Below are 19715 nucleotides of genomic sequence, written 5' to 3'. Positions count from 1 at the left end.
TTACTCATTCGTTAATTATTAGAAAAAATGATACAAGTTTTACACTATAAAAATCAAATCCCCTGAAAACAATCCATAGTGATTAAGGTATAATGGTGATAAATATTTGAGAAAAAACAAAAATTAGGTGTGAAAAGTATGAATTTCAATCAAAACGATTTGAATAAATCGAAAAAACCACTATATATTATCGTATACGATAAGCTGTATAAGCTGATTATGGAAGGGACATTTCCTCCCGATAGCAGGCTGCCAACGGAACCTGAACTTGCTAAGAGACTGGGTGTAAGCAGAATGACTCTTAGACAGGCTTTAGCTCTTTTGCAAGATGACGGCTTGGTCAGAAATATTCATGGGAAAGGGAATTTTATTACAAAGTTCCATCAAACCCATCATACAGTTGGCCTTGAGAAAGTGGGAAATCCGCTTTATAAATGTCATTCGGAAACGATTGATGTAGTGGAATTGAATTTCAGAATCGATTTAGCCAGTGACTATGCAGAGGAAGTATTAAAGAAAAAAATGGCTGCTGTAGTGGCATTTGAACGCTGGTATAAAAGCGGGGAAAAAGTAGTGGCCTATGGGCTTACTATGATGGCTGTCGAAACTGTGACCGAATTAAATCTAGACCTTCAGAATGAAGAGCAATTGTTAGCGATGCTTGAAGAGAAAGTATATGAAGTTGCAAACTCTTCAACCATTGAAATCAAACGATCCGTCGCCGTGAATAAAATGTTACAAAAATATCAACTTTTTAAGGGGGAGGAATGCGATCTAATTCTGGAAAGTGTTTATATTAGCGATCAATATCCTGTTGTTTATAACAAATACTATATCCCAAAAGAGTTCAGTCAGATCAGAATTAATGCAGCTAAATAGCAAAATAAAAGTATTTTTTACAGTGTCATTTCTTCGTGAAATGCACTGTATTTTTTTTTGTGTAAAAAAGCAAAACCTAACTTAAATAATTGTTGCTAACAGAAAAATAATATGCTATTCTTTTGTTGTGTAAATAATAGACAACTATTTATACAACTATACAACGTTGTTTAGTGGTATGCCATTCATTGGCTGATTTGAAAGCGGAAACAAGATTTAATCTATTAAAGTTTATTTAATTAAAAGGAGAGAACAATTATGAGTACAACTGAACTAAGAGAAACACCTCATATTAAACCAAATGGTGTAGAAATTGCTGAAACGATTCTTTTACCTGGGGATCCATTGCGGGCAAAATTTATCGCAGAAACTTATTTGGAAGATGTAGTCCAGTTTAATGATGTTCGTAATATGTTTGGTTATACAGGCACATTCAAAGGAAAAAGAATCTCTGTAATGGGAACGGGCATGGGGACACCTAGTATGAGTCTCTACTCGTGGGAGCTTATCCATGTATTTGGAGTTAAGAATTTAATTCGGATTGGTTCATGTGGAGCCATTCAAGACCAATTGAACTTATATGATATTGTCTTTGCCATGGGTGCATCAACTGATTCCAATTATGTACAGCAATACAATCTTCCTGGACAGTATGCAAATATTGCTTCTTTTTCACTATTAGAAAAAGCTAAAAAAGTGGCCGACGAAAAAGGTCTTCCTGTTCATGTAGGGAATGTTCTTTCAAGTGATTTCTTTTATAATGCAGATCAAACAGCATTGGAAAGATGGTGTAAGATGGGCATTTTATGTGCAGAAATGGAAACGGCCGGGCTTTATATGAATGCAGCCCATGCGGGAGTGAATGCTCTGACTATTTTAACTGTTAGTGACCATATTTTTAGACAAGAACAAACAACAACGGAAGAAAGACAAACCGCGTTTACAAATATGATGGAAATTGCCTTGGAGCTTGCTTAAGCAGATCACAATTTTTCTTGGAACCAAGGCAGCTGTGGCATTGAGGAGAGGAAGCGTAGCAGATGACTACCTTTAGTTTAAAAAAAGCCGAAGATCAAGACGTTACAATAAAAAAAGCTGTTCCGGTTTTATTAGTATTGTTTGTTTTGTGTTTGGTGATCGACAATTCATTTAAAATTATTTCTGTAGATATGGCCAAAGACTTTGGTATTTCTGCGACAACAGTCATGTGGCAATCCACTTTGGCCGGTCTTGTCATTGGGATTGGAGCTGTCGTCTATGCCGCTTTGGCTGACTCCATTAGTATTAGAAAACTTTTGAGCGTTGGAATTATCTTAATTTGTGCAGGTTCAATAATGGGATATGTGTTCCAACATTCATTTGTGCTTGTTGTTTTATCACGTGTTATTCAAACAGCCGGGCTGGCGTCAGCTGAAACGTTATATGTTATTTTTGTAACGAAGCATTTACCGGAAAATGAACAAAAGAAATTTTTGGGATTTAGTACGAGCAGCTATGCCCTGTCGTTGGTTATTGGTTCATTGACTGGTGGGTATGTAGCAACGTACTTACATTGGACAAGCCTATTTTTAGTAGCCCTTATCACCATCGTACTTCTTCCTTTTATCTTGAAATACCTTCCAAAGGAGAAAGGGAAGGGCGGCTACGTTGATGTCATTGGACTGTTCTTGGTTGGAGTTATCGCCGCTTTTCTAATGTTGTATATTTCCGGTTTTAATTGGATTTATTTACTCGTGTTTATTGTGGCAATTTTGTTATTCTTAACTTATATTAGCAGGAACTCAAAGGCATTTATTGGTATTTCTTTTTTTAAAAATAAGCGTTTTGTAATTTTGCTTGTTGTAGCCTTTGTTATTTACTCGGTTCAATTAGCGTATATTTTCCTGTTTCCATTTTTGCTTGAAAACATTTATGGTTTGAAGCTGGATACGATTTCATTATTATTGATTCCGGCCTATGTATTATCAGCAACTGTTGGAGCTCTTTCCGGGAAAATTGCTCAATTTATCGGAAGTAAGCAATCGATTATTGCAGCTATGGCTGGCATTACAGTTAGTGTATTGTTGGGTGGATTGTTTGTCCAAAGCTCGGTAGTTGTGTTCGTAGTTTCGATGATTTTATTCTCTTGTTCGTTTGCACTTATGTACGCACCGATGATCGATTCATGTGTAAGTACAATTGCAAAGGAAAATTCCGGTACGGCGGTTGGATTTTATAATCTTGTTTTAAATGTAGCCGCTTCGATTGGCATTGCCTATACAGCTGCAATGATGGATTCACCTTCTATGAAAAACAGCTTTTTGGGATATATCCATCTTGCAAATGCATCCTTGTATAGCAATATCCTATTAATTTTATCACTTATCTCAGCTATTAGTTTAGTTATATACTGGGGATTAGTGGGACGAAAGTGATGTTGTTAATCAACGAGAACTCTGGACGAAAAGTCCAGGGTTCTTTTTTTTGAAAGAATAACTATTCTTTCATAAGTAAGGTCAACGGCCTCTGACTTCGCCTAACTGGTCCCCCTATCAGTAATGCGAATGGTGGCAGCAACTGTACGCCTTGTGTATAATCAAGAAAGGGATTGTGTAATTTTTCCATTAAAGGGAGTGGGAAATAATCGTAAAAATGAAAAACAAATCACTTTGGTTATCGTTAGGGCTCTCCCAGCTTCTATTTGTAGTTTTATTACCGGTATGGATGCGGCTATTATCGTATCTCCATCCAGTTGTTCTGGTAGTTGTTTGGATGTGTGTGACAATTTTTATATTTTTCGTGGTTTACTTTGTGCGCAAGGAAATCATTCCAATCTCTAAAAATATCATAAAAAGTGTCATAAGTTTATATAGTTTAGGTTTGTTGATCTTACTTTTTTTCCGTCCGGCAAACCAAGAGTATAGTCAAATTAATATGGTCCCATTTAAAACAATCATTGGATTCCTATCAGGAAATGGTAGTTTTCTAATCGCTTTCTATAATATTACCGCGAATATAGGACTTTTCGTCCCGTTTGGTGTGGTGACATTTATGTTATATAAAACCCCATCGAGACGTCAGTTATTTTTTATACCCGCAGGTGTCATTCTAATAATCGAAGCGGCTCAGCACCTTACACGACGTGGTAGTATGGATATCGATGATTTGATCTTAAATTTGCTAGGGATTTGGATTGGGTATGGGGTGTATCCAGTCATTCAAAAAGTAGTGAAAGTTCGTGATTAAAAAAATAAAGGGGGAAGGTTTAATGAAATCTGCGTTAATTCTTGGGGGAACACAGTTTGTTGGAAAAAGGTTAGTCCAATTACTTTTGGATGAAGGTGTTGAAGTGACGATTGCAACGAGGGGGAGGACTCTTGATTCCTTCGGTGATCAGGTCTCAAGATTGAAAATTAGTCGTGAAGATGCTGAATCGTTAAGAGGTTCCTTTCATGATAAGCAATGGGATGTGGTCTTTGATCAGACCTGCTATTCTTCGCAGGAGGCTTTGGATACGCTCAAGGCATTGGATGGTAAAATCCAGAAATATGTGTTTACCTCGAGCCAAGCTGTGTATGATTTTGGTACGAATCATAAGGAAGAAAATTTTAATGCCCTGGAATTTCAACCAACGTTAAAACAAAGGGGCGAGTACATCGGATATGTGGGATACCAAGAGGCAAAGCGTGCTGCAGAAGCGATTCTTTTTCAGCAAGCAAAAGTCCCAGTCGTCGCCGTTCGTTTTCCGATTATTGTCGGGAAAGATGATTATACCAACCGTTTGAAATTCCATGTTGACCATGTAGTGGATGGGAAGGCGATGTTCATTGAGAATCCTGACCTTAGATATAGCTTTATCGATTCAGCGGAAGCAGCACAGTTTTTAAAAAGTATGGCTAAGTCCGATTATCAAGGAGCAATTAATCCCGGCTCAAGCGGTGATAGTAGTTTAAGAGAAATAGTAGCGTTAATCGAAGGCCTTATTGAAAAGAGGGCAAATTTACAATCAGATGGAGATCCATCGCCATACAATTTGCCAGGCTCGTGGTCAGTTGACACGAGTCGTGCGAATTCATTAGGGTACATTTTTACACCATTAGATCAATTATTGGACAAATTAGCCTGTTACTTTGCGGGAAATCGGCATTGAAAAAGAGGAACTCGAGGCATCAATGAACATTTCAAAATAATCCGTATTTAAATTTATTAAAATCAGCATGTTTTTTATTATCATTAATAGGCTGTTAAAGGAATTAAACTTGTAATAATATTCTCCACTTTTTGCATTTTATAAAGATGTTTAATTGATACCCGAATTATTTAATTGGGCGGAGGAGAAATAATGAATCGGGAACAAGCTAAATTAATGATTGAAAAAAAACTGAAGGCAACCGTTGATTCCAACCCAAAGCTCCTTAATGCATATTTGCTGATTCATTCGGATAAGCTCAATATTCACTGGAATATGGCCCACGGGAAAACCGATGATTTGCCCGCGAACCCAGTACAGCCTTATCATACCGCAAGCATTGGAAAGACATTTACCGCAATGATTATTGCAATGTTGGCTGAAGAAGAGAAGTTAAGCTTTAGTGATCCGATCGCAAAATATTTACCAGAGGATATTATAAGGGATTTGCATATTTATAAAGGTAAAGACTACTCATCTGAAATTCGTATCGAGCATTTATTAACGAATACATCGGGACTACCGGATTATTATGAGGATAAACCGAAACAGGGAAAAGCATTTTTGGAAATGCTGCTTGAAGAACCCTCAAGAGAATGGACTGCCCAAGATACCATTCAATGGTCAAAACAGTATTTAAGCTCCCGTTTTGCACCAGGTAAAGGCTGCCACTATACTAATACAGGTTTTAACCTTTTAGGATTAATTATTGAAGAAATTACCTCAAAATCCTATCATGAAGTTCTCCACGAGTACATTTTTCAGCGGCTCGATATGAATCAGTCCTATTTAGGCCAGTACTCGGAGCCCGCTGTAAAAAGCAATTATCCTGTGGCAAATATATACGCATTGGACAAACAAATTAAAGTAGAAGACCAACTTAGTTTTAAGAGTTTGTATGCTGCGGGGCAAACGATTAGCACGTCTGAAGATTTACTATTATTTATGAAGGCTTTAACTGGAAATAAGTTGATGCAGCCTGATTTACCTTTAAGTATGCAAAAGTGGAAGAAAATGTGGATAGGCGTTGATTACGGGTATGGACTAATGAGGGTTCGGATGCTGCCGGTTATTCAGAAGTATAACGTCTGGGGCCACTTAGGCTCAATAGGTTCTTTTATGCTCTATAATCCGAAAATGGATGTTTATATCATTGGCAATTTCAATAATACAACGTATTTAGCAAAAAGTATTCGCTATGTATTTAGTATTCTTAGAACCTTAGCTAAATGCGAAAAGTAATATTTAACCCTTTGTTAATACTTCACATTGCACGGGTATAAAAAAGAAATAGCGATGCTTCATCTGAAGCATCGCTAAGGAAAAATAGTGGCGTATTATTTTAACGGTATCCAAATTTCGGAGTAGTAATCAGGGCTCCATGGATCTCCATCGAAATAGACTTCTAATTCGGGAGTGCCTGCCGACTTATATTGATTGGATGGAAACCATTCTGAAAAGATTTGTTTCCAAGCCTTCTGGATTGCATCTGGCATTGGTCCGTGAACTTCGAAAACACCCCACTTTGATGCAGGAATATCAAGTTTCATTAAACCATCCGGTGTCTCCCCACTATATTCTGCGGCTATCCAGTAATCAATGAGAGGCTCTGATTGGTTACTATTTTTTTCCACACAAACACCAACTACGCCTTTAATTTGCCCATTATTCAACTTAAATAACAGGTCGTTAGTGCCATCGGTATGAACATCATTCCACATTTTTGGAATCCCAATTAAATTCTCACCATTTACACATGAAAACTCTCGCTTTACTCCAACTACTTGGAAACCTTCTCTTTCAACAATTTTGTAATTCATTGGATCTGCTCCTTTCAGACTCACCTGAATCATCAGGCGGTTATATGATTTCAGCTTTCCATGATGATTTCTCGCCTGACTTGGTGTTAGGCCGTGCTGCCGGCGAAATGCTTTGGTAAATGCTTCGGGAGTGTCATAGCCATATTTCAGGGCGATATCGATGATTTTGCTACTCGTATTGGAGAGTTCCTGTGCAGCGAGAGTTAATCGTCTACGGCGAATATACTCCCCCACAGTTATATCTGTTAATATCGCAAATGTACGTTGAAAGTGAAATACTGAGACATTCGCCTGCTTCGCAATACTTTCCATTGTAATCGTTTCTAGCAAATGTTCTTCCATATAGTCGATTGCCCTCTGTAAAGATTCTACCCAACCCATATCGCTCACTCCTTGATTCTATCCTACAAGTAATCCGAACTGAAATCCTGTCAATTTCTGCTTTGTTTGAACAGGTTTCCTATATTTCTATTTTTGCCCGATTGCCCACAAATGTCCAATTTTTATGAAAGAATCTCTGTTAATCAAGCGAATACAGCAAAATTTTTATGAACTTTATTTGTTTATTGACCTTAAAAAGAAAAAGATTACCCAGGCGGTAAATGAAAAAGGGGTTACATTGACCGAAGAGGGAAAAAGAACGGTCGAACGGTAAATGAAAAGGGGTTACATTGACCGAAGAAGGAAAAAGAGCACTCAAACGGTAAATGAAAAGGCATTACATTGACCAAAAGGGGATAAAGAGTGCTCATATGGTAAATGAAAGATCATAGGAATAATAAAAAGTGCTTATTAATTGAATAAGCACTCCTTCAAATGAACGAAATAATTTAATCCCTTTCTCTTGCCCTCTGTGCATCTCTTATATTCTTTTGAACCGTAATGGCTGCAAATAAACTAAGAACAAATGCCATACCATAAAATCCTTTTTCGCTTAAATCAATACTTCCTGCATTGAATAAACCGATTCCCATTAATGAAATAGATACAATAAGTGCAAACCAACTAATCCCATAATAAATATTAGTAACTGGTATTCCCTCATCCTTATCTCTTACTGCTTTTTGTAAAGATACCGCTGCATAGAGTCCAAATACTAAAACTGCAAAGTAATACCCTTTTTCGTTCAATTGCATCGCTGCGTTAAACAAGCCTATAAGATATGCCGCAACACCTACTAATAGCGCAGCCCAAGAAGCACCTATGAAAGCTGGAGTCGGTTCTCCCTCTTTCCTTGCTACTTTCATTTTTGAATCCTTTTGTTTTCCTTTATCTAATAAAACCTCATTATCATTAGACATTGAATATTTCGCCTCCATCTTTTTATCGAATAAAATGGAGCACTAGAAAGCATGTAGTGCTCCCACTAAATCTATTATATAGAATTTTCTTACAAATAATAGTTAATTTTTTTCTTAATTTCCAATTAGAATTTCTACATCCACGACTTGTGTGTTCAACCTCAAGCATTTATTGTGGAAACTATTTCGGGTTGCTAAGCGTTCTTTTTTTTCATTTTTGTGGTAAAGTTAGGGGGAAATTATTATATAGGGTATTTATGGGAGCGCGATTAGCATGCAAGGCTGGAAACGAAATTTAGGGGTACTATGGATTGGCGTCTTTTTTACATCAGCCAGTTTTTCCATGGTTATTCCTTTTCTGCCGATCTTTCTTCCTCAGATTGGTGTACATGAGCATATTGAAATATGGTCAGGATTGTTATTTAGCGCTGCTTTTTTTGCAGGAGCCATCGCTTCCCCGTTCTGGGGTAGTGTAGCCGATAAATATGGACGAAAGCCGATGATTATCCGTGCGGGATTTTGTCTTTTTATCATCTATACTTTAACCGCATTTGTGACCAACCCCTATCAGTTACTAGCCTTACGAATTTCACAGGGGCTATTAACGGGATTTATTCCTGGGGCGATTGCCTTGATTGGGACGAATACGCCAGGTAACAAAGTAGGATATGCTTTGTCGATGATTTCTACTGCATCTGCCTCAGGCGGGATACTTGGGCCGCTGCTGGGCGGGGGAATTGCTCATTTGGTCGGAAACCGCTGGGCTTTCGGCAGCGCAGGAATTTTCACTTTTATTTCGACTCTTTTGGTCATTTTTTGGGTAACGGAGGAGAATTTTACCCCAAGTAAAAAGCGTGGTTCTGTAAAAAATGATATTAAAGTAGCGTGGAGCAATCGACCCTTTATGCTGGTACTACTCTTAACAGTTGTTACAGCAGGTTCGATCATGACGATTGAACCGGTTCTTCCCTTGTATATTGTAAAATTAGGCGGTTCGGTTGATAAGGCTTCACTGTTAGCCGGTATTGTGTTTTCACTTCCGGGAATTGCCAGTGCCTTATTCGCTCCCGTCTGGGGGAAATGGGCCGATAAAGTAGGCTTTCATCGGGTGCTTGTTATCGGCTTACTTGGCGGTGGTCTCGGCACGCTGGCGCAAATTCTCTTCAGTGAAATTATCGGGTTTTCGGTTATTCGTTTTGTGTTTGGCGCCTTTTTCTGTGCAGTCTACCCGGCATTAAATGGTCTCGTTGTGAAGTCAACAGCGGAGGATTTCCGTGGCCGGGCATTCGGATTAAGCCAAACGGCCAACCAAATCGGTGGGATGATTGGCCCGATGATTGGCGGCTTTATTGGCGGAATTTTTCCGGTGCAAATGGTCTTTGTCGTAACAGGTGTATTGTTGTTAGTTGCGATGGGTGCGGCTTATTGGAAAGGCAAGGGTCTCATTAGCATATCAACACGGAAAAGCAACGCTTAGTTGGTGAGATTTGACTTTGCGATGATTGGCAATAACTATTTTGAAGAATATATAAATAGAAACTGGCCTTCGTATGGATATGAAGGCCAGTTTTGTTTGAACACTAGAAAGATTTGTCCTTCATGCAAGCACCCCACGCCGAGGGCTGCCATTCTTAAGAGGCAGATTTCCGTTCCCAAGATACAGATTTCATTTTAGTTTTAGATATCTTTATATTTCCCGCAACAATTCCGCCAAATATTAAAGCAACCCCAAGCCATTGGGACATACTAACGTGTTCTGTTAATACAAGCGATGATAAGATAACAGCTACAGGAAGTTCAGAGGATGTTAAGATCGTCCCAAGTCCTGGTCCAATATGTGGCATTCCAATGGTAAATAACAGTGGCGGCAGAGCAACCCCTAATAAGCCAAGATACAGACCATACGGTGCAACTCCCATTAAAACTGGTAAATGGAACAGCGCTGTTGGATGAACCAGAAGTAAAACAGTAACCAAACCGCCAGTGGCAAAGAGAGCACTTTTTTGCACAGCTGGTGTTTCTTTTTCGACAGTACTACTAAGAAAGATAAAAGTAGTATAGGTTAAAGCGGAGAGTAGTCCCCAAACTGTTCCTTGCCACGTCATTTGCCCGCTGCCTTCTGTTATAACGCCTGCTGCTAGAATCGAACCTATAACTAGAATACCGATGGAAACAGCCTTTCCAATTGTAGGTGTCTTTTTATAAAAAAACCACTCAAATAAGCTGCCAATCCAGACAAATTGAAATAAAAAGATCACCGCAAGCGAAGCGCTAAGTGATTGTAGTGATTGGTAATAAAATAGCCCTGTTAAACCAAGTGGAATTCCCGATATAAGTAGTTTTCCTATTTTTGCTAGTGTTAGTTTTTTCTTTTTCGAAAAAAGAGCTACAATCCAGATTAGTAGAGTCCCCATTAAATATTGGCTCCCAGTCACTTCTGCCATGGTAAAACCCGCAGTATAAGCAAGCTTTACAAAAGTAGATAAGGCACCGTAACAGCATCCACCTAATAAAACAATTAATGCATAATGCCATGTTTTCATTTCTCTTACCCCTTTCATTCAATAGAAAACTATAATGGATAAACTGATTTGACGCCTTTTCCACACAAAAAAGCCACACAGCTATCATAGGAAAGCTGTGTGGCGAAAATAGAGAATTCTCTAGAAAAGTCCACAAAGAAATAGTTTTTAGTATTCAATCTTACTTTTGTTACTTTAAAACAAATGAGAATGAAAGTCAATAAAATTAGTGCTGAACTCATGATGAACCATAGCACAAACAAAGTTACTTCTTGTCCTGGTAAAAAATGAAACTTTTTTTAAATTGAAGCAGTATAATGTAATGATGTGTTTTTCAAAAAAGGGGAGGAAAGATCCTGATGAGTATTATTTCAAGATTTAAAGATATTATGGCGAGCAATATTAATGCTTTGTTAGATAAGGCTGAAAATCCGGAGAAGATGATTGATCAGTACTTACGAAACCTTAACAGCGATTTAGGGAAGGTAAAAGCGGAAACGGCATCAGTGATGGCAGAGGAGCAGCGTTCAAAAAGAGTCGCAGCTGAGTGCCAAGAAGATATGGAGAAAATGGAACGCTATGCAATCAAGGCATTAGAAGCAGGTAATGAAGGAGATGCGAGGAAGTTTCTCGAGAAGAAAGCGACGCTCTCAGCGAAATTAACAGAATTGCAAGCAGCCTATCAATTGGCTTCAGCGAACGCTCTGCAAATGAAACAAATGCATGATAAGCTTGTCGCGGATATCGGTGAATTGGAATCTCGCAGAAATATGCTGAAAGCGAAATGGTCTGTGGCTAAGACACAGGAACGAATGAATAAGCTTGGAGCATCGGCGGCACATTCAGACCAATCGATTTCTGCATTCGGGCGAATGGAAGAGAAGGTGAATCGTGCACTAGACGAGGCGAATGCAATGGCTGAACTAAATGCACGTCCGAAGGATGATATCGCTGACTTAACAGCTAAATATGACGAACCGAGAAATGATGTTGAGGATGAACTTGCAGCATTGAAAGAAAGAATGAAGAATAACGAATAGTGGCCCATCAAAGCTGTAGCCATTTAGCTGCAGCTTTTGAACGCCTGCCATTAAAATTTAATAGATATAAAAGGGGTTGAAAATATGATCCTTCATTATAAATGTCCTAGCTGTGGGAGTGATATGAGCTTTGATGCTGAATCAGGCGAATTATCCTGTCAAAGCTGCGGCAGACACGAAAATATTGAAAATTATCCTGAAGACTTGGTATCAGCCAGGTTTTCAACCGATGAGGCGAATGAGTACCATTGTGAGAATTGTGGAGCGGTTCTCATTACAGAAGCAGAAACAGCCGCAACAAGCTGCAGTTTCTGCGGCGCGGGTGTCGTCATTTCCGAGCGATTATCAGGTCTGCTTGCACCACGAAAGGTCATTCCTTTTACTATTAGTAAGGAGGAGGCGGTGAAGGCATTTCAAAAATGGTGCAGAAAAGGGCTCCTTACCCCGAAAGGCTTCATGACAGCGGATCGAATCAAGAGCATCACCGGCATGTATGTGCCATTTTGGTTATTTGATTTAAACAGTAAGGTGCAAGTAAATGCCACATGTACAAAGGTCAGGACCTATGAACAGGGCGATTATATTTATACCGAAACAAAGTATTTTGATGCCTTCCGGGATATCAACCTTGATTATGTTAAGATTCCTGTTGATGCATCCGAAAAAATGAATGATGATTTAATGGATAAACTGGAACCATACCCATATGATCAATTAAAAGATTTTAAAACTCCCTATTTGGCAGGATATATTGCGGAGAAATACAATTATACAGATGAAGAACTGCTTCCAAGGGCGAAGGATAAAGTCAGCGGTTATATTGAGTCCTATATTTCTTCAACTTTAACAGGCTATCATTCAGTAAATGTGAAAAATAAGCAGATTGATACGAGAAGTGTGAAAAGTAATTATGTTTTACTGCCGGTGTGGATGGTCAGCTATGATTACAACAATGCTGAGCGTACTTTTGCGATGAATGGGCAGACGGGTAAAATCGTTGGCAAACCGCCAATCAGCACGGGTAAAGTGGCGATGTGGTTTAGTGGAATCACAGCAGGAACCTTTTTTGCGTTAAAATGTGTCTCTTATCTGATGGGAGGCGGTTTTTGGTGAGTGGAAGTTTTGTGAAAAAATACAGTATCTTATTTTTGTTTATGACTCTTTTCCTGCTTCTTCCATTGGGGCTGTCGGTAAAGGCAGAAACATTTGATCGGAATCAGTATATATATGATTCCGCCGGACTGCTAACGTCTGAAGAGGCGGCAGAACTTCAGAATTTGGCAAGTGAACTGGGCAAAGAGAGGGAGACCGCTTTTATCATCCTCACGTTAAATGGAACAGATGGAAAGATTCTAAAACAATATGTGGAAGATTTCTATGATGAACAGGCACCCGGATATGACCAGCCACATGGAAATACAGCGATACTAGCGATCGATATGCAAGAACGGGATGTGTATTTGGCGGGGTTTAAAAAAGCCGAGCAGTATTTGGATGATGGACGGCTTGATCAGATTCGCGATAATATTACACCGGATTTATCAGAGGGGCATTATTTCCAAGCGTTTTCGGTATTTTTAAATACTTCCTATGAATATATGGGCTATGAGCCGAGTAACAGTTCGGATGGATATACAGGCAATGGATCGGGTGGAAATCAAGGAGAGTATAATGGCTACGATTCGGGGAGCGAACCAGAAAATTTATTTTTCCAATGGTGGTTTCAATTAATTGTCTCATTCATTATAGCAGGTGTAGTTGTAGCAATCATGGCTTATCGTTCCGGCGGCAGGGTCACAGTGAATGCCCGAACCTATATGGATAGCGATAAATCAAAAGTTGTTAGCAAGTATGATAACTTTGTCAATCAAACAGTGACTAGACAGAAAAAGCCGTCTAACGATTCGAAAAGTGGTGGCGGCGGTGGAATCACTGGAGGCGGGCACTCGCACAGCGGCAGCGGCGGCAAATTTTAATGAAACAAGCGGAAGGGAGCAAATAATAGATGTCTTTTTTTAGAAACCAATTTGCAAACGTAGTAGAATGGCAGGAATTTCGCGATGATATGATTTTCTATAAATGGAGCAATCGCGAAATTAAAAAGGGGAGCAGATTGATTATTCGACCAGGTCAAGATGCCATCTTTTTTAATAATGGAAAAATTGAAGGGGTATTTCGTGATGAAGGGGAGTATGATATTGAATCGCAGATCATTCCCTTCTTATCGACCTTAAAAGGATTCAAATTTGGATTCAATAGCGGTATGCGGGTAGAAGTGTTGTTTGTGAACACGAAAGAATTTGTGGTGAAATGGGGCACCCAAAATGCAATTAATATCCCGACACTTGGACTCCCTGGCGGCATGCCGATTCGAGCGAATGGAACATTTAATTTTAAAGTAGATGATTATATTGCCTTAATTGATCAAATTGCTGGTGTGAAGGATCAATATGTAGTAGAGGATGTTAGAATTCGGATCACATCGGTCCTCGACCAGCTCCTGATGAAATGGATTACTAGAGAAGGGAAGGATATGTTCAATCTTCAGGCCAACTCCTTCGACATTTCGAAAGGAATTCAAGAGGATTTAGATATGCAGATGATTAAGAGCGGCATCACGATCACTGGATTTCATGTCATGAGCTTCAGCTATCCAAAAGAGGTTCAAGACATGATTACAAAAAATGCTTCTCACGGAATGGTGAGTGATGTTGGGAGGTACCAGCAAATCTCCATAACAGATGGGATGGCCTCCGGGAAAATGAGTGGAGGCGGAGCAACATCTGATATGGCCGGAATGATGATGGGAATGAACATTGCGGGCCAAATGATGAATCAACTGAACCAGCAATCTCAAAATCAGCCAGCACCAACTCCAAATACGGCACCATCTGCGAAACCCGATGCTGGAGACCAAAAACGGCCAAACTTTTGCCCAAATTGCGGAACCAAAACAGGTGCGGCAAACTTCTGTTCAAACTGCGGGCAAAAACTAATTTCCTAATCTCACAAAAAAGGCGCTGTTGAATGAACAACAGCGTTTTTTATAGTTTATTGGTGATTAAAATTAGTTAAACTATTTAGTAGATAGATAAGAATAGTCCTAGGGAGCTGAGATAAATGAAGAATTACCAGATTCGTACATATGAAGAAGCCATTGAGGTGATTAAGGAATTTGGTTTACTGCCATTGGCAAAGTTAGTACCTGATTATCCCTCATTAGATAGTATTACTTCGAAGGACCATTGGTATAGTGGTTCAGAATTGGATCCGTGGATGTGGCGTGCAGAATTCGCCGTTGATGGTGTGGCGGCATACGGAAAGTTTATCAAGAAAAAGTCTGTTTTGATTTCTCGTGAGCTTCTTCCGTTAGTTAGGATCATTTTGGGCTCACAGCAGCCGTTGGAAAAAAGATATGTCGATGGTTTGGTTTCAAGAGAAGCGTTAGAACTGTACAGGCTTATTGATGTGGAACCAGGCATTGATACTAGAGCGTTAAGGTTGAAAGCAGGAATGAAGGATAAAGAAAAGAAAAAGCCATTTGATAACGCGTTGCTGGATTTACAAGGGTTCCTGGATATTGTCGTCTCCGGGACGAAAGCAAAGACCAATGAATTGGGCGAAAAAAATGGCTGGAGCAGCACGTCATTTGAGACCATGGACTATTGGGCAAAAAGTAATGATGTTAAGCAAATAGGCATCAATATTGAAGAAGCAAAAATGGAATTGAAAGAGCACTTTGCTCAGATTTGCAGCCCGGAATCGATGAAAGCATTGGGGAAGATTTTTAAGTTTTAATGATTAAGAATTAAAAGCCGCATAGAAACGAGCTACCGATGCAAAATTACTTATTTTGTATGGGAATAGCCCGTTTTTATTGTTTTTTTGGAGAATAGATCTTATCTGAGGCGTTAATCTATTTTTATTTGCGAAACCAATGGATTTGTTTGCGAAACTGAATTTTACCAAGGAATAGTATCTGGAGAATATGAACGATTCTTTTTTTCTCCGGAACTAGCAAGTCCAGCGGATCGCAGATGCCTCCCTGCTGCATCGACAGATGTTATATGCGCAAAAATTCGAAACTTGTGGTTTGTTATTTTCGAATCATAGAGTAAAAAATAATCCAGGAGCGAGCATGTTAGCGCATCACTAACAAAAGTATTACAGGATGGACAGTACCATTTCTTTTTTGGCGGATAATCGGAAGATGATCACATAAAGGACAATGAAATCCAGTTCTTAATTCGTTCTTTTTAATATCATATCTTTCTAATACATGGATTGTTGGTGGAGTATTCTTTTTAACTAGGAGTTTGCTTAGTTTTCGAAGCACCTTATCGGTGAGGATTTCATTCATATACATTTTCTCGAACATATCAATCTTTTTCAGGAGATTATGGGATTTGCATACACGTTTCTTCACTTCGGGGTTGTACCCATTATAGGATATGACGGCAAATGGATTACTAATGACGACTAAGTAATCGATTGGCACTGAAGGGAAATTATACTTAGAGAGGAACTCTTTTAAGCAGGCTTTATGCATCTCAGCCTGGGCAATGGGATCTGTGTAGCCTTTATCATTTCCATCAATCGTTTGAAAAAATTGCTCATTTTCTAAATCAAACTTTAACGTTCCTGTCATATTTTTAGTTTCTAGGATAAGGGCGAGTTTTTGTGTAAGGAGAAGCGTATCGATTTGGTAGTTATATTTCCCATATGGAAGGTTTAAATCGTGGAAAATCATATATTTCTTATCTGGGAGTCGACATAAATAGTAGTCCAATGACTCTTCGCCTTGGTAACCAGCCTGCCTTCTTGCAAGTTCCTTCTTAATTTGCGGCCGCTTATCATGATTTTTGGGAAGCCGCCGCAAAAGTGCCAACAAAATCAGGATAATTAATGGAATTTTTCGTTCCTTGATAATCAAAAAAATCACTCCTTATAGGTTTTACCTATTAATTCTGATTTGGAATGGAAAATTCCTGCAGAAATTTGTAGAAAAATATCAAATATTTGTTGCTAACTATTTAAAATTTTGGCTAAGAAAATTTATTTGCGAAACTTCACCCATTGTTTGCGAAAGTATCGTGTTTATTTGCGAAACTACACAATTTATTTGCGAAACCAAGCTTCAGGTCACACCTTGTATTTGCTGGACATGGAAAAAGCAAAAAAGGCCGCCGAAAATGCACTAAGCATGTTCGAACATATTACAGATTTAAAGGTTGCTTCTGAGAAACAATCCCACACATGGAAAATTCTATTTCCTATAATTTTCTTCGACTTTGACAACCACTGATTAAAATAGGTATTTACATTTTTTGGTACATCTACTAAAATATAATTAAGTAAAATATATTTTAGTAAAAATTAATTTATTAAATACCAAAGGAGAGGAGAACAAAGATGAGCCTTTTGGATATTTATTTACAAAAAAATGGCAAGAAGCGCTATGATGTATTCAAGGAAACGGGAATAAGTCAACAAATGCTTTCAAGTGTAAACAAAAAAAATGTCAGCAGTTATTCAGTTAAAACAATTCAAGCAATTGCAAGAACAGTAGAAAAAAGTGAGGGGATGGTGCTCGACGAATTATTACGGTTAGAAAACGAAAATGCTATCTTTGAAGTTTTTAATGCTGAAGATTTACTATTAGCATTTGATAATAAGGAATCGTTTATTGTAATCAAGGGAGAATATAAAAGCGAAATAGAAGAATTAGCAAAATCACAGCTATCAGACACAGAAACTTTGGGATTGGAATTAGGTTCTGCTGGAGCAGTGACTATCTTAGCAGAAGGGTTTTATCAATTAGCAAATTTATTTAGTAAAAAAGATGACGAACAAAAGAAAATTGAAAGCCAATTTCGTAGATACAAAATTAAAAAAAATAACGAAAACGAGTTGCTTTTGTCTTTACGCCAATTGGATTATTAATGTGGTAAAAAGGAATAGTTATGTTCTCTAATCGGGGCATCCAGCCCCGATTTGTTTTTTGCGTCAAACTTCATCACACGTCCATGTTAATCATTGAACTCCCACGCCGGATTCCAAACTACTTCCTACAAAAGAATAAATTTTTTACACTCTCCGTATCTTTTTAAGAAGGAAAATCGTTCTATAAAAGAAAAGCAATTTTTTTCACTTTATTAAAATGAATGGGGGAAAATTATGAAGGTCCTTATATTAGGAGGTACTCGTTTTTTAGGAAGAGCTTTGGTTGAAGAAGCATTGGGAAGAGGGCATGAAATCACCTTATTCAATCGTGGTACAAATAACGAAGCGTTTCCTGATGTAGAACAATTAATCGGCAATAGGGATAGTGATGTATCACTTCTGAAAAACCGGAAATGGGATGTCTTAATCGATACATGCGGATTTGCTCCCCATCAAATAAAAAAAATCGCAGAAGTATTACGGGATAACATCGAACATTATACATTTATCTCAAGTATCTCTGTTTATAAAGATTGGATTCCGCTCAATATTACAGAAGACTATCATTTACAACCCATGCCGTCGGAAGATAAATTGAAAGATGTAGAGGCAGGTAAAATCTCTCCTTACGAGTATTACGGTGCGTTGAAGGTATTGTGTGAAATAGAAGCAGAGAAGCATTGGCCAGGACGTATTTTGCAGATAAGAGCAGGGCAGCTTGTTGGGCCATTTGACTATACGGATCGACTCCCGTACTGGGTTCAACGTGTAGCACAAGGTGGAAAAGTATTGGTGCCGGGACGTTCAAATCGCCGAGTTCAATTGATTGATATAAGAGATATAGCGACATGGGTGTTCAATATGGCGGAAAACAGAAAGGCAGGTACCTTCAATGTTACTGGCCCAAATAATCAATTGACTATAGGAGAGCTATTGAACACCTGTAAAGCCGTAATAAACAGCGATGCCGAGTTTGTATGGGTGGAAGAAAGATTTTTATTGAAGCACAAAGTACAGCCGTGGACGGAGATGCCATTATGGATCCCTGAAACTTTCCTGTTAGAAGAAGAAACAGAACCGTGGAAAGGAGCTTTTTCCTTCAATATAGAAAAAGCTGTTAACTCTGGTCTTTCCTTTCGACCTCTTGAGGATACTGTTTATGATGTTTATCAATGGGAGAAGGCGAGGAAGGATAAAGAACCAAAAGCGGGGATATCACAAGTAAGAGAGCAGGAACTGCTGGAGATGTGGTTTCAAAAGGATAAAAAGGGGTCATTGTGATGGGAGAGTATCTCCAAGCCCAAATAAACAAGGAAGCTTCCCGAAATAATTAAATTTTTTAAAAAGAATGATTCTATCGGCATTATTAAAAGCGTTTTTTGATCAATCTTTGAACAATAATCGGTGTAAGTTGTTCCTGATAATGAATCATGTATGTTTTCGTGAAACCCTAAGTTGACTTGGTTTTGGTGCCTGTGATAATGTCAGCATGAGGTGATAAAAAATGGCATTTCAATCCAAAAATATCTTTATCAATTTACCAGTGAAAAATCTGAACAAGTCTACCAACTTTTTTCGGGAGCTAGGTTTTGAATTCAACCCACAATTCAGCGATGAGACCACAGCCTGTATGATCATCAGCGACAATATCTACGTATTGATAATGGTCGAAGAACGTTTCAAAGGGTTTAGTAAAAAGGAAATTGCTGATACTTCTACTTCTGCCGAAGCAATTTTTTGCTTATCAGCTGAAAGTCGGGATCAAGTTGATGAATTGGTAAATAAGGCACTAGCATCCGGCGGTAAACCTTCGAATGATCCCCAAGATCATGGCTTTATGTATGGATGGAGTTTTCAAGATTTAGACGGTCATTTGTGGGAAGTCGTTTATGTGGATGAAAATGCAATTAATCAGGGGTAACTTTTACGTCAGAATTTCTGGTTTATTGAGGTTTTATATTCTAAGTGGTGGTGTCTTAACAGGCATCATCTTTTTATTTAGCTGTTAAGGTGTTAAAAGAATTTTTAATAGATTAAACTTC

Annotated in this window: 19 protein-coding genes; 15 read left to right on the top strand and 4 right to left on the bottom strand. The window is 38.5% G+C overall.

Features of this window, described 5'->3' with window-relative positions; genetic code table 11:
- The first annotated feature begins 138 nt into the window (after positions 1–138).
- From ACIQXV_RS03930 to ACIQXV_RS03905, 6 genes are all read left to right on the top strand, one after another.
- Positions 139–879, top strand: coding sequence for a GntR family transcriptional regulator (locus ACIQXV_RS03930; protein WP_402956191.1), 741 nt, complete (start codon positions 139–141; stop codon positions 877–879).
- Positions 880–1137: 258 nt separating this feature from the next.
- The gene (deoD, locus tag ACIQXV_RS03925; protein WP_402956189.1) at positions 1138–1857 is read left to right on the top strand and encodes a purine-nucleoside phosphorylase; all 720 of its coding nucleotides are present in this window, start codon (positions 1138–1140) and stop codon (positions 1855–1857) included.
- 62 nt (positions 1858–1919) lie between these two features.
- Positions 1920–3293: an MFS transporter gene (locus tag ACIQXV_RS03920; RefSeq protein ID WP_402956187.1), complete on the top strand. Its 1374-nt coding sequence runs from the start codon at positions 1920–1922 to the stop codon at positions 3291–3293.
- Positions 3294–3510: 217 nt separating this feature from the next.
- The gene (locus ACIQXV_RS03915) at positions 3511–4104 is read left to right on the top strand and encodes a VanZ family protein (RefSeq protein WP_402956185.1); all 594 of its coding nucleotides are present in this window, start codon (positions 3511–3513) and stop codon (positions 4102–4104) included.
- A gap of 22 nt (positions 4105–4126) precedes the next feature.
- Positions 4127–5008, top strand: a complete 882-nt coding sequence (locus ACIQXV_RS03910; RefSeq protein WP_402956183.1) for an NAD-dependent epimerase/dehydratase family protein — start codon at positions 4127–4129, stop codon at positions 5006–5008.
- Between the two features lie 192 nt (positions 5009–5200).
- Positions 5201–6289 (top strand): serine hydrolase domain-containing protein, encoded by a 1089-nt coding sequence (locus ACIQXV_RS03905; RefSeq protein WP_402956181.1) that lies wholly within the window; start codon positions 5201–5203, stop codon positions 6287–6289.
- A 95-nt stretch (positions 6290–6384) separates the two neighbouring features.
- Here ACIQXV_RS03905 and ACIQXV_RS03900 read toward each other — a convergent pair whose 3' ends face one another.
- The gene (locus ACIQXV_RS03900; protein WP_402956179.1) at positions 6385–7248 is read right to left on the bottom strand and encodes an AraC family transcriptional regulator; all 864 of its coding nucleotides are present in this window, start codon (positions 7246–7248) and stop codon (positions 6385–6387) included.
- 449 nt (positions 7249–7697) lie between these two features.
- A complete protein-coding gene (gene yiaA, locus ACIQXV_RS03895) occupies positions 7698–8168 on the bottom strand; it encodes an inner membrane protein YiaA (RefSeq protein ID WP_402956177.1) in 471 nt (156 codons plus the stop codon).
- 274 nt (positions 8169–8442) lie between these two features.
- On the opposite strand from yiaA, the gene ACIQXV_RS03890 reads away from it, so the two are divergent.
- Complete coding sequence (locus ACIQXV_RS03890) at positions 8443–9645, top strand: MFS transporter (RefSeq protein WP_402956175.1); 1203 nt, start codon at positions 8443–8445, stop codon at positions 9643–9645.
- Between the two features lie 154 nt (positions 9646–9799).
- Here the strand turns inward: ACIQXV_RS03890 and ACIQXV_RS03885 are convergent, their stop codons facing one another.
- Entirely contained in the window at positions 9800–10711 is a 912-nt protein-coding gene (locus tag ACIQXV_RS03885; protein ID WP_402956173.1) for an EamA family transporter, read from the bottom strand.
- 338 nt (positions 10712–11049) lie between these two features.
- Between ACIQXV_RS03885 and ACIQXV_RS03880 the strand changes: the two genes are divergently transcribed.
- From ACIQXV_RS03880 to ACIQXV_RS03860, 5 genes are all read left to right on the top strand, one after another.
- On the top strand, positions 11050–11730 hold the full coding sequence (locus ACIQXV_RS03880; protein WP_402956171.1) for a PspA/IM30 family protein: 681 nt from the start codon (positions 11050–11052) through the stop codon (positions 11728–11730).
- Between the two features lie 84 nt (positions 11731–11814).
- Positions 11815–12843 carry a TFIIB-type zinc ribbon-containing protein gene (locus ACIQXV_RS03875; RefSeq protein ID WP_402956169.1) on the top strand — a complete coding sequence of 343 codons (1029 nt, stop codon included), beginning with the start codon at positions 11815–11817 and terminating at the stop codon, positions 12841–12843.
- Entirely contained in the window at positions 12840–13706 is an 867-nt protein-coding gene (locus ACIQXV_RS03870; protein WP_402956167.1) for a TPM domain-containing protein, read from the top strand. The genes ACIQXV_RS03875 and ACIQXV_RS03870 overlap by 4 nt, the downstream gene beginning before the upstream one ends.
- Before the next feature lie 29 nt (positions 13707–13735).
- Positions 13736–14734, top strand: a complete 999-nt coding sequence (locus ACIQXV_RS03865) for an SPFH domain-containing protein (protein ID WP_402956165.1) — start codon at positions 13736–13738, stop codon at positions 14732–14734.
- A 116-nt stretch (positions 14735–14850) separates the two neighbouring features.
- Entirely contained in the window at positions 14851–15528 is a 678-nt protein-coding gene (locus ACIQXV_RS03860; protein WP_402956164.1) for an AlkZ-related protein, read from the top strand.
- A gap of 343 nt (positions 15529–15871) precedes the next feature.
- On the opposite strand, the gene ACIQXV_RS03855 is transcribed toward ACIQXV_RS03860, so the two are convergent.
- The gene (locus ACIQXV_RS03855; protein ID WP_402956162.1) at positions 15872–16663 is read right to left on the bottom strand and encodes a nuclease-related domain-containing protein; all 792 of its coding nucleotides are present in this window, start codon (positions 16661–16663) and stop codon (positions 15872–15874) included.
- Between the two features lie 479 nt (positions 16664–17142).
- On the opposite strand from ACIQXV_RS03855, the gene ACIQXV_RS03850 reads away from it, so the two are divergent.
- From ACIQXV_RS03850 to ACIQXV_RS03840, 3 genes are all read left to right on the top strand, one after another.
- The gene (locus ACIQXV_RS03850) at positions 17143–17673 is read left to right on the top strand and encodes a hypothetical protein (RefSeq protein WP_402956160.1); all 531 of its coding nucleotides are present in this window, start codon (positions 17143–17145) and stop codon (positions 17671–17673) included.
- A gap of 234 nt (positions 17674–17907) precedes the next feature.
- A complete protein-coding gene (locus tag ACIQXV_RS03845; protein WP_402956158.1) occupies positions 17908–18954 on the top strand; it encodes an SDR family oxidoreductase in 1047 nt (348 codons plus the stop codon).
- 223 nt (positions 18955–19177) lie between these two features.
- Positions 19178–19594: a VOC family protein gene (locus tag ACIQXV_RS03840; RefSeq protein ID WP_402956156.1), complete on the top strand. Its 417-nt coding sequence runs from the start codon at positions 19178–19180 to the stop codon at positions 19592–19594.
- Positions 19595–19715: the final 121 nt, after the last annotated feature.

Origin of the sequence: Neobacillus sp. NPDC097160, from assembly GCF_044762155.1 — a bacterium.
GTDB lineage: Bacteria > Bacillota > Bacilli > Bacillales > Cytobacillaceae > Neobacillus.
This window is presented reverse-complemented; position numbering and strand designations above follow the sequence as displayed.

Excerpts from the sequence above, each read along its gene's own strand:
- ACIQXV_RS03840 (WP_402956156.1), top strand. The coding sequence starts at position 19,178 with ATGGCATTTCAATCCAAAAATATCTTTATCAATTTACCAGTGAAAAAT.
- ACIQXV_RS03875 (WP_402956169.1), top strand. The coding sequence starts at position 11,815 with ATGATCCTTCATTATAAATGTCCTAGCTGTGGGAGTGATATGAGCTTT.
- ACIQXV_RS03865 (WP_402956165.1), top strand. The coding sequence starts at position 13,736 with ATGTCTTTTTTTAGAAACCAATTTGCAAACGTAGTAGAATGGCAGGAA.
- ACIQXV_RS03930 (WP_402956191.1), top strand. The coding sequence starts at position 139 with ATGAATTTCAATCAAAACGATTTGAATAAATCGAAAAAACCACTATAT.
- ACIQXV_RS03905 (WP_402956181.1), top strand. The coding sequence starts at position 5,201 with ATGAATCGGGAACAAGCTAAATTAATGATTGAAAAAAAACTGAAGGCA.
- ACIQXV_RS03920 (WP_402956187.1), top strand. The coding sequence starts at position 1,920 with ATGACTACCTTTAGTTTAAAAAAAGCCGAAGATCAAGACGTTACAATA.
- ACIQXV_RS03890 (WP_402956175.1), top strand. The coding sequence starts at position 8,443 with ATGCAAGGCTGGAAACGAAATTTAGGGGTACTATGGATTGGCGTCTTT.
- yiaA (WP_402956177.1), bottom strand. The coding sequence starts at position 8,168 with ATGTCTAATGATAATGAGGTTTTATTAGATAAAGGAAAACAAAAGGAT.
- ACIQXV_RS03860 (WP_402956164.1), top strand. The coding sequence starts at position 14,851 with ATGAAGAATTACCAGATTCGTACATATGAAGAAGCCATTGAGGTGATT.
- ACIQXV_RS03885 (WP_402956173.1), bottom strand. The coding sequence starts at position 10,711 with ATGAAAACATGGCATTATGCATTAATTGTTTTATTAGGTGGATGCTGT.
- ACIQXV_RS03915 (WP_402956185.1), top strand. The coding sequence starts at position 3,511 with ATGAAAAACAAATCACTTTGGTTATCGTTAGGGCTCTCCCAGCTTCTA.
- ACIQXV_RS03850 (WP_402956160.1), top strand. The coding sequence starts at position 17,143 with ATGAGCCTTTTGGATATTTATTTACAAAAAAATGGCAAGAAGCGCTAT.
- ACIQXV_RS03880 (WP_402956171.1), top strand. The coding sequence starts at position 11,050 with ATGAGTATTATTTCAAGATTTAAAGATATTATGGCGAGCAATATTAAT.
- deoD (WP_402956189.1), top strand. The coding sequence starts at position 1,138 with ATGAGTACAACTGAACTAAGAGAAACACCTCATATTAAACCAAATGGT.
- ACIQXV_RS03910 (WP_402956183.1), top strand. The coding sequence starts at position 4,127 with ATGAAATCTGCGTTAATTCTTGGGGGAACACAGTTTGTTGGAAAAAGG.
- ACIQXV_RS03845 (WP_402956158.1), top strand. The coding sequence starts at position 17,908 with ATGAAGGTCCTTATATTAGGAGGTACTCGTTTTTTAGGAAGAGCTTTG.
- ACIQXV_RS03900 (WP_402956179.1), bottom strand. The coding sequence starts at position 7,248 with ATGGGTTGGGTAGAATCTTTACAGAGGGCAATCGACTATATGGAAGAA.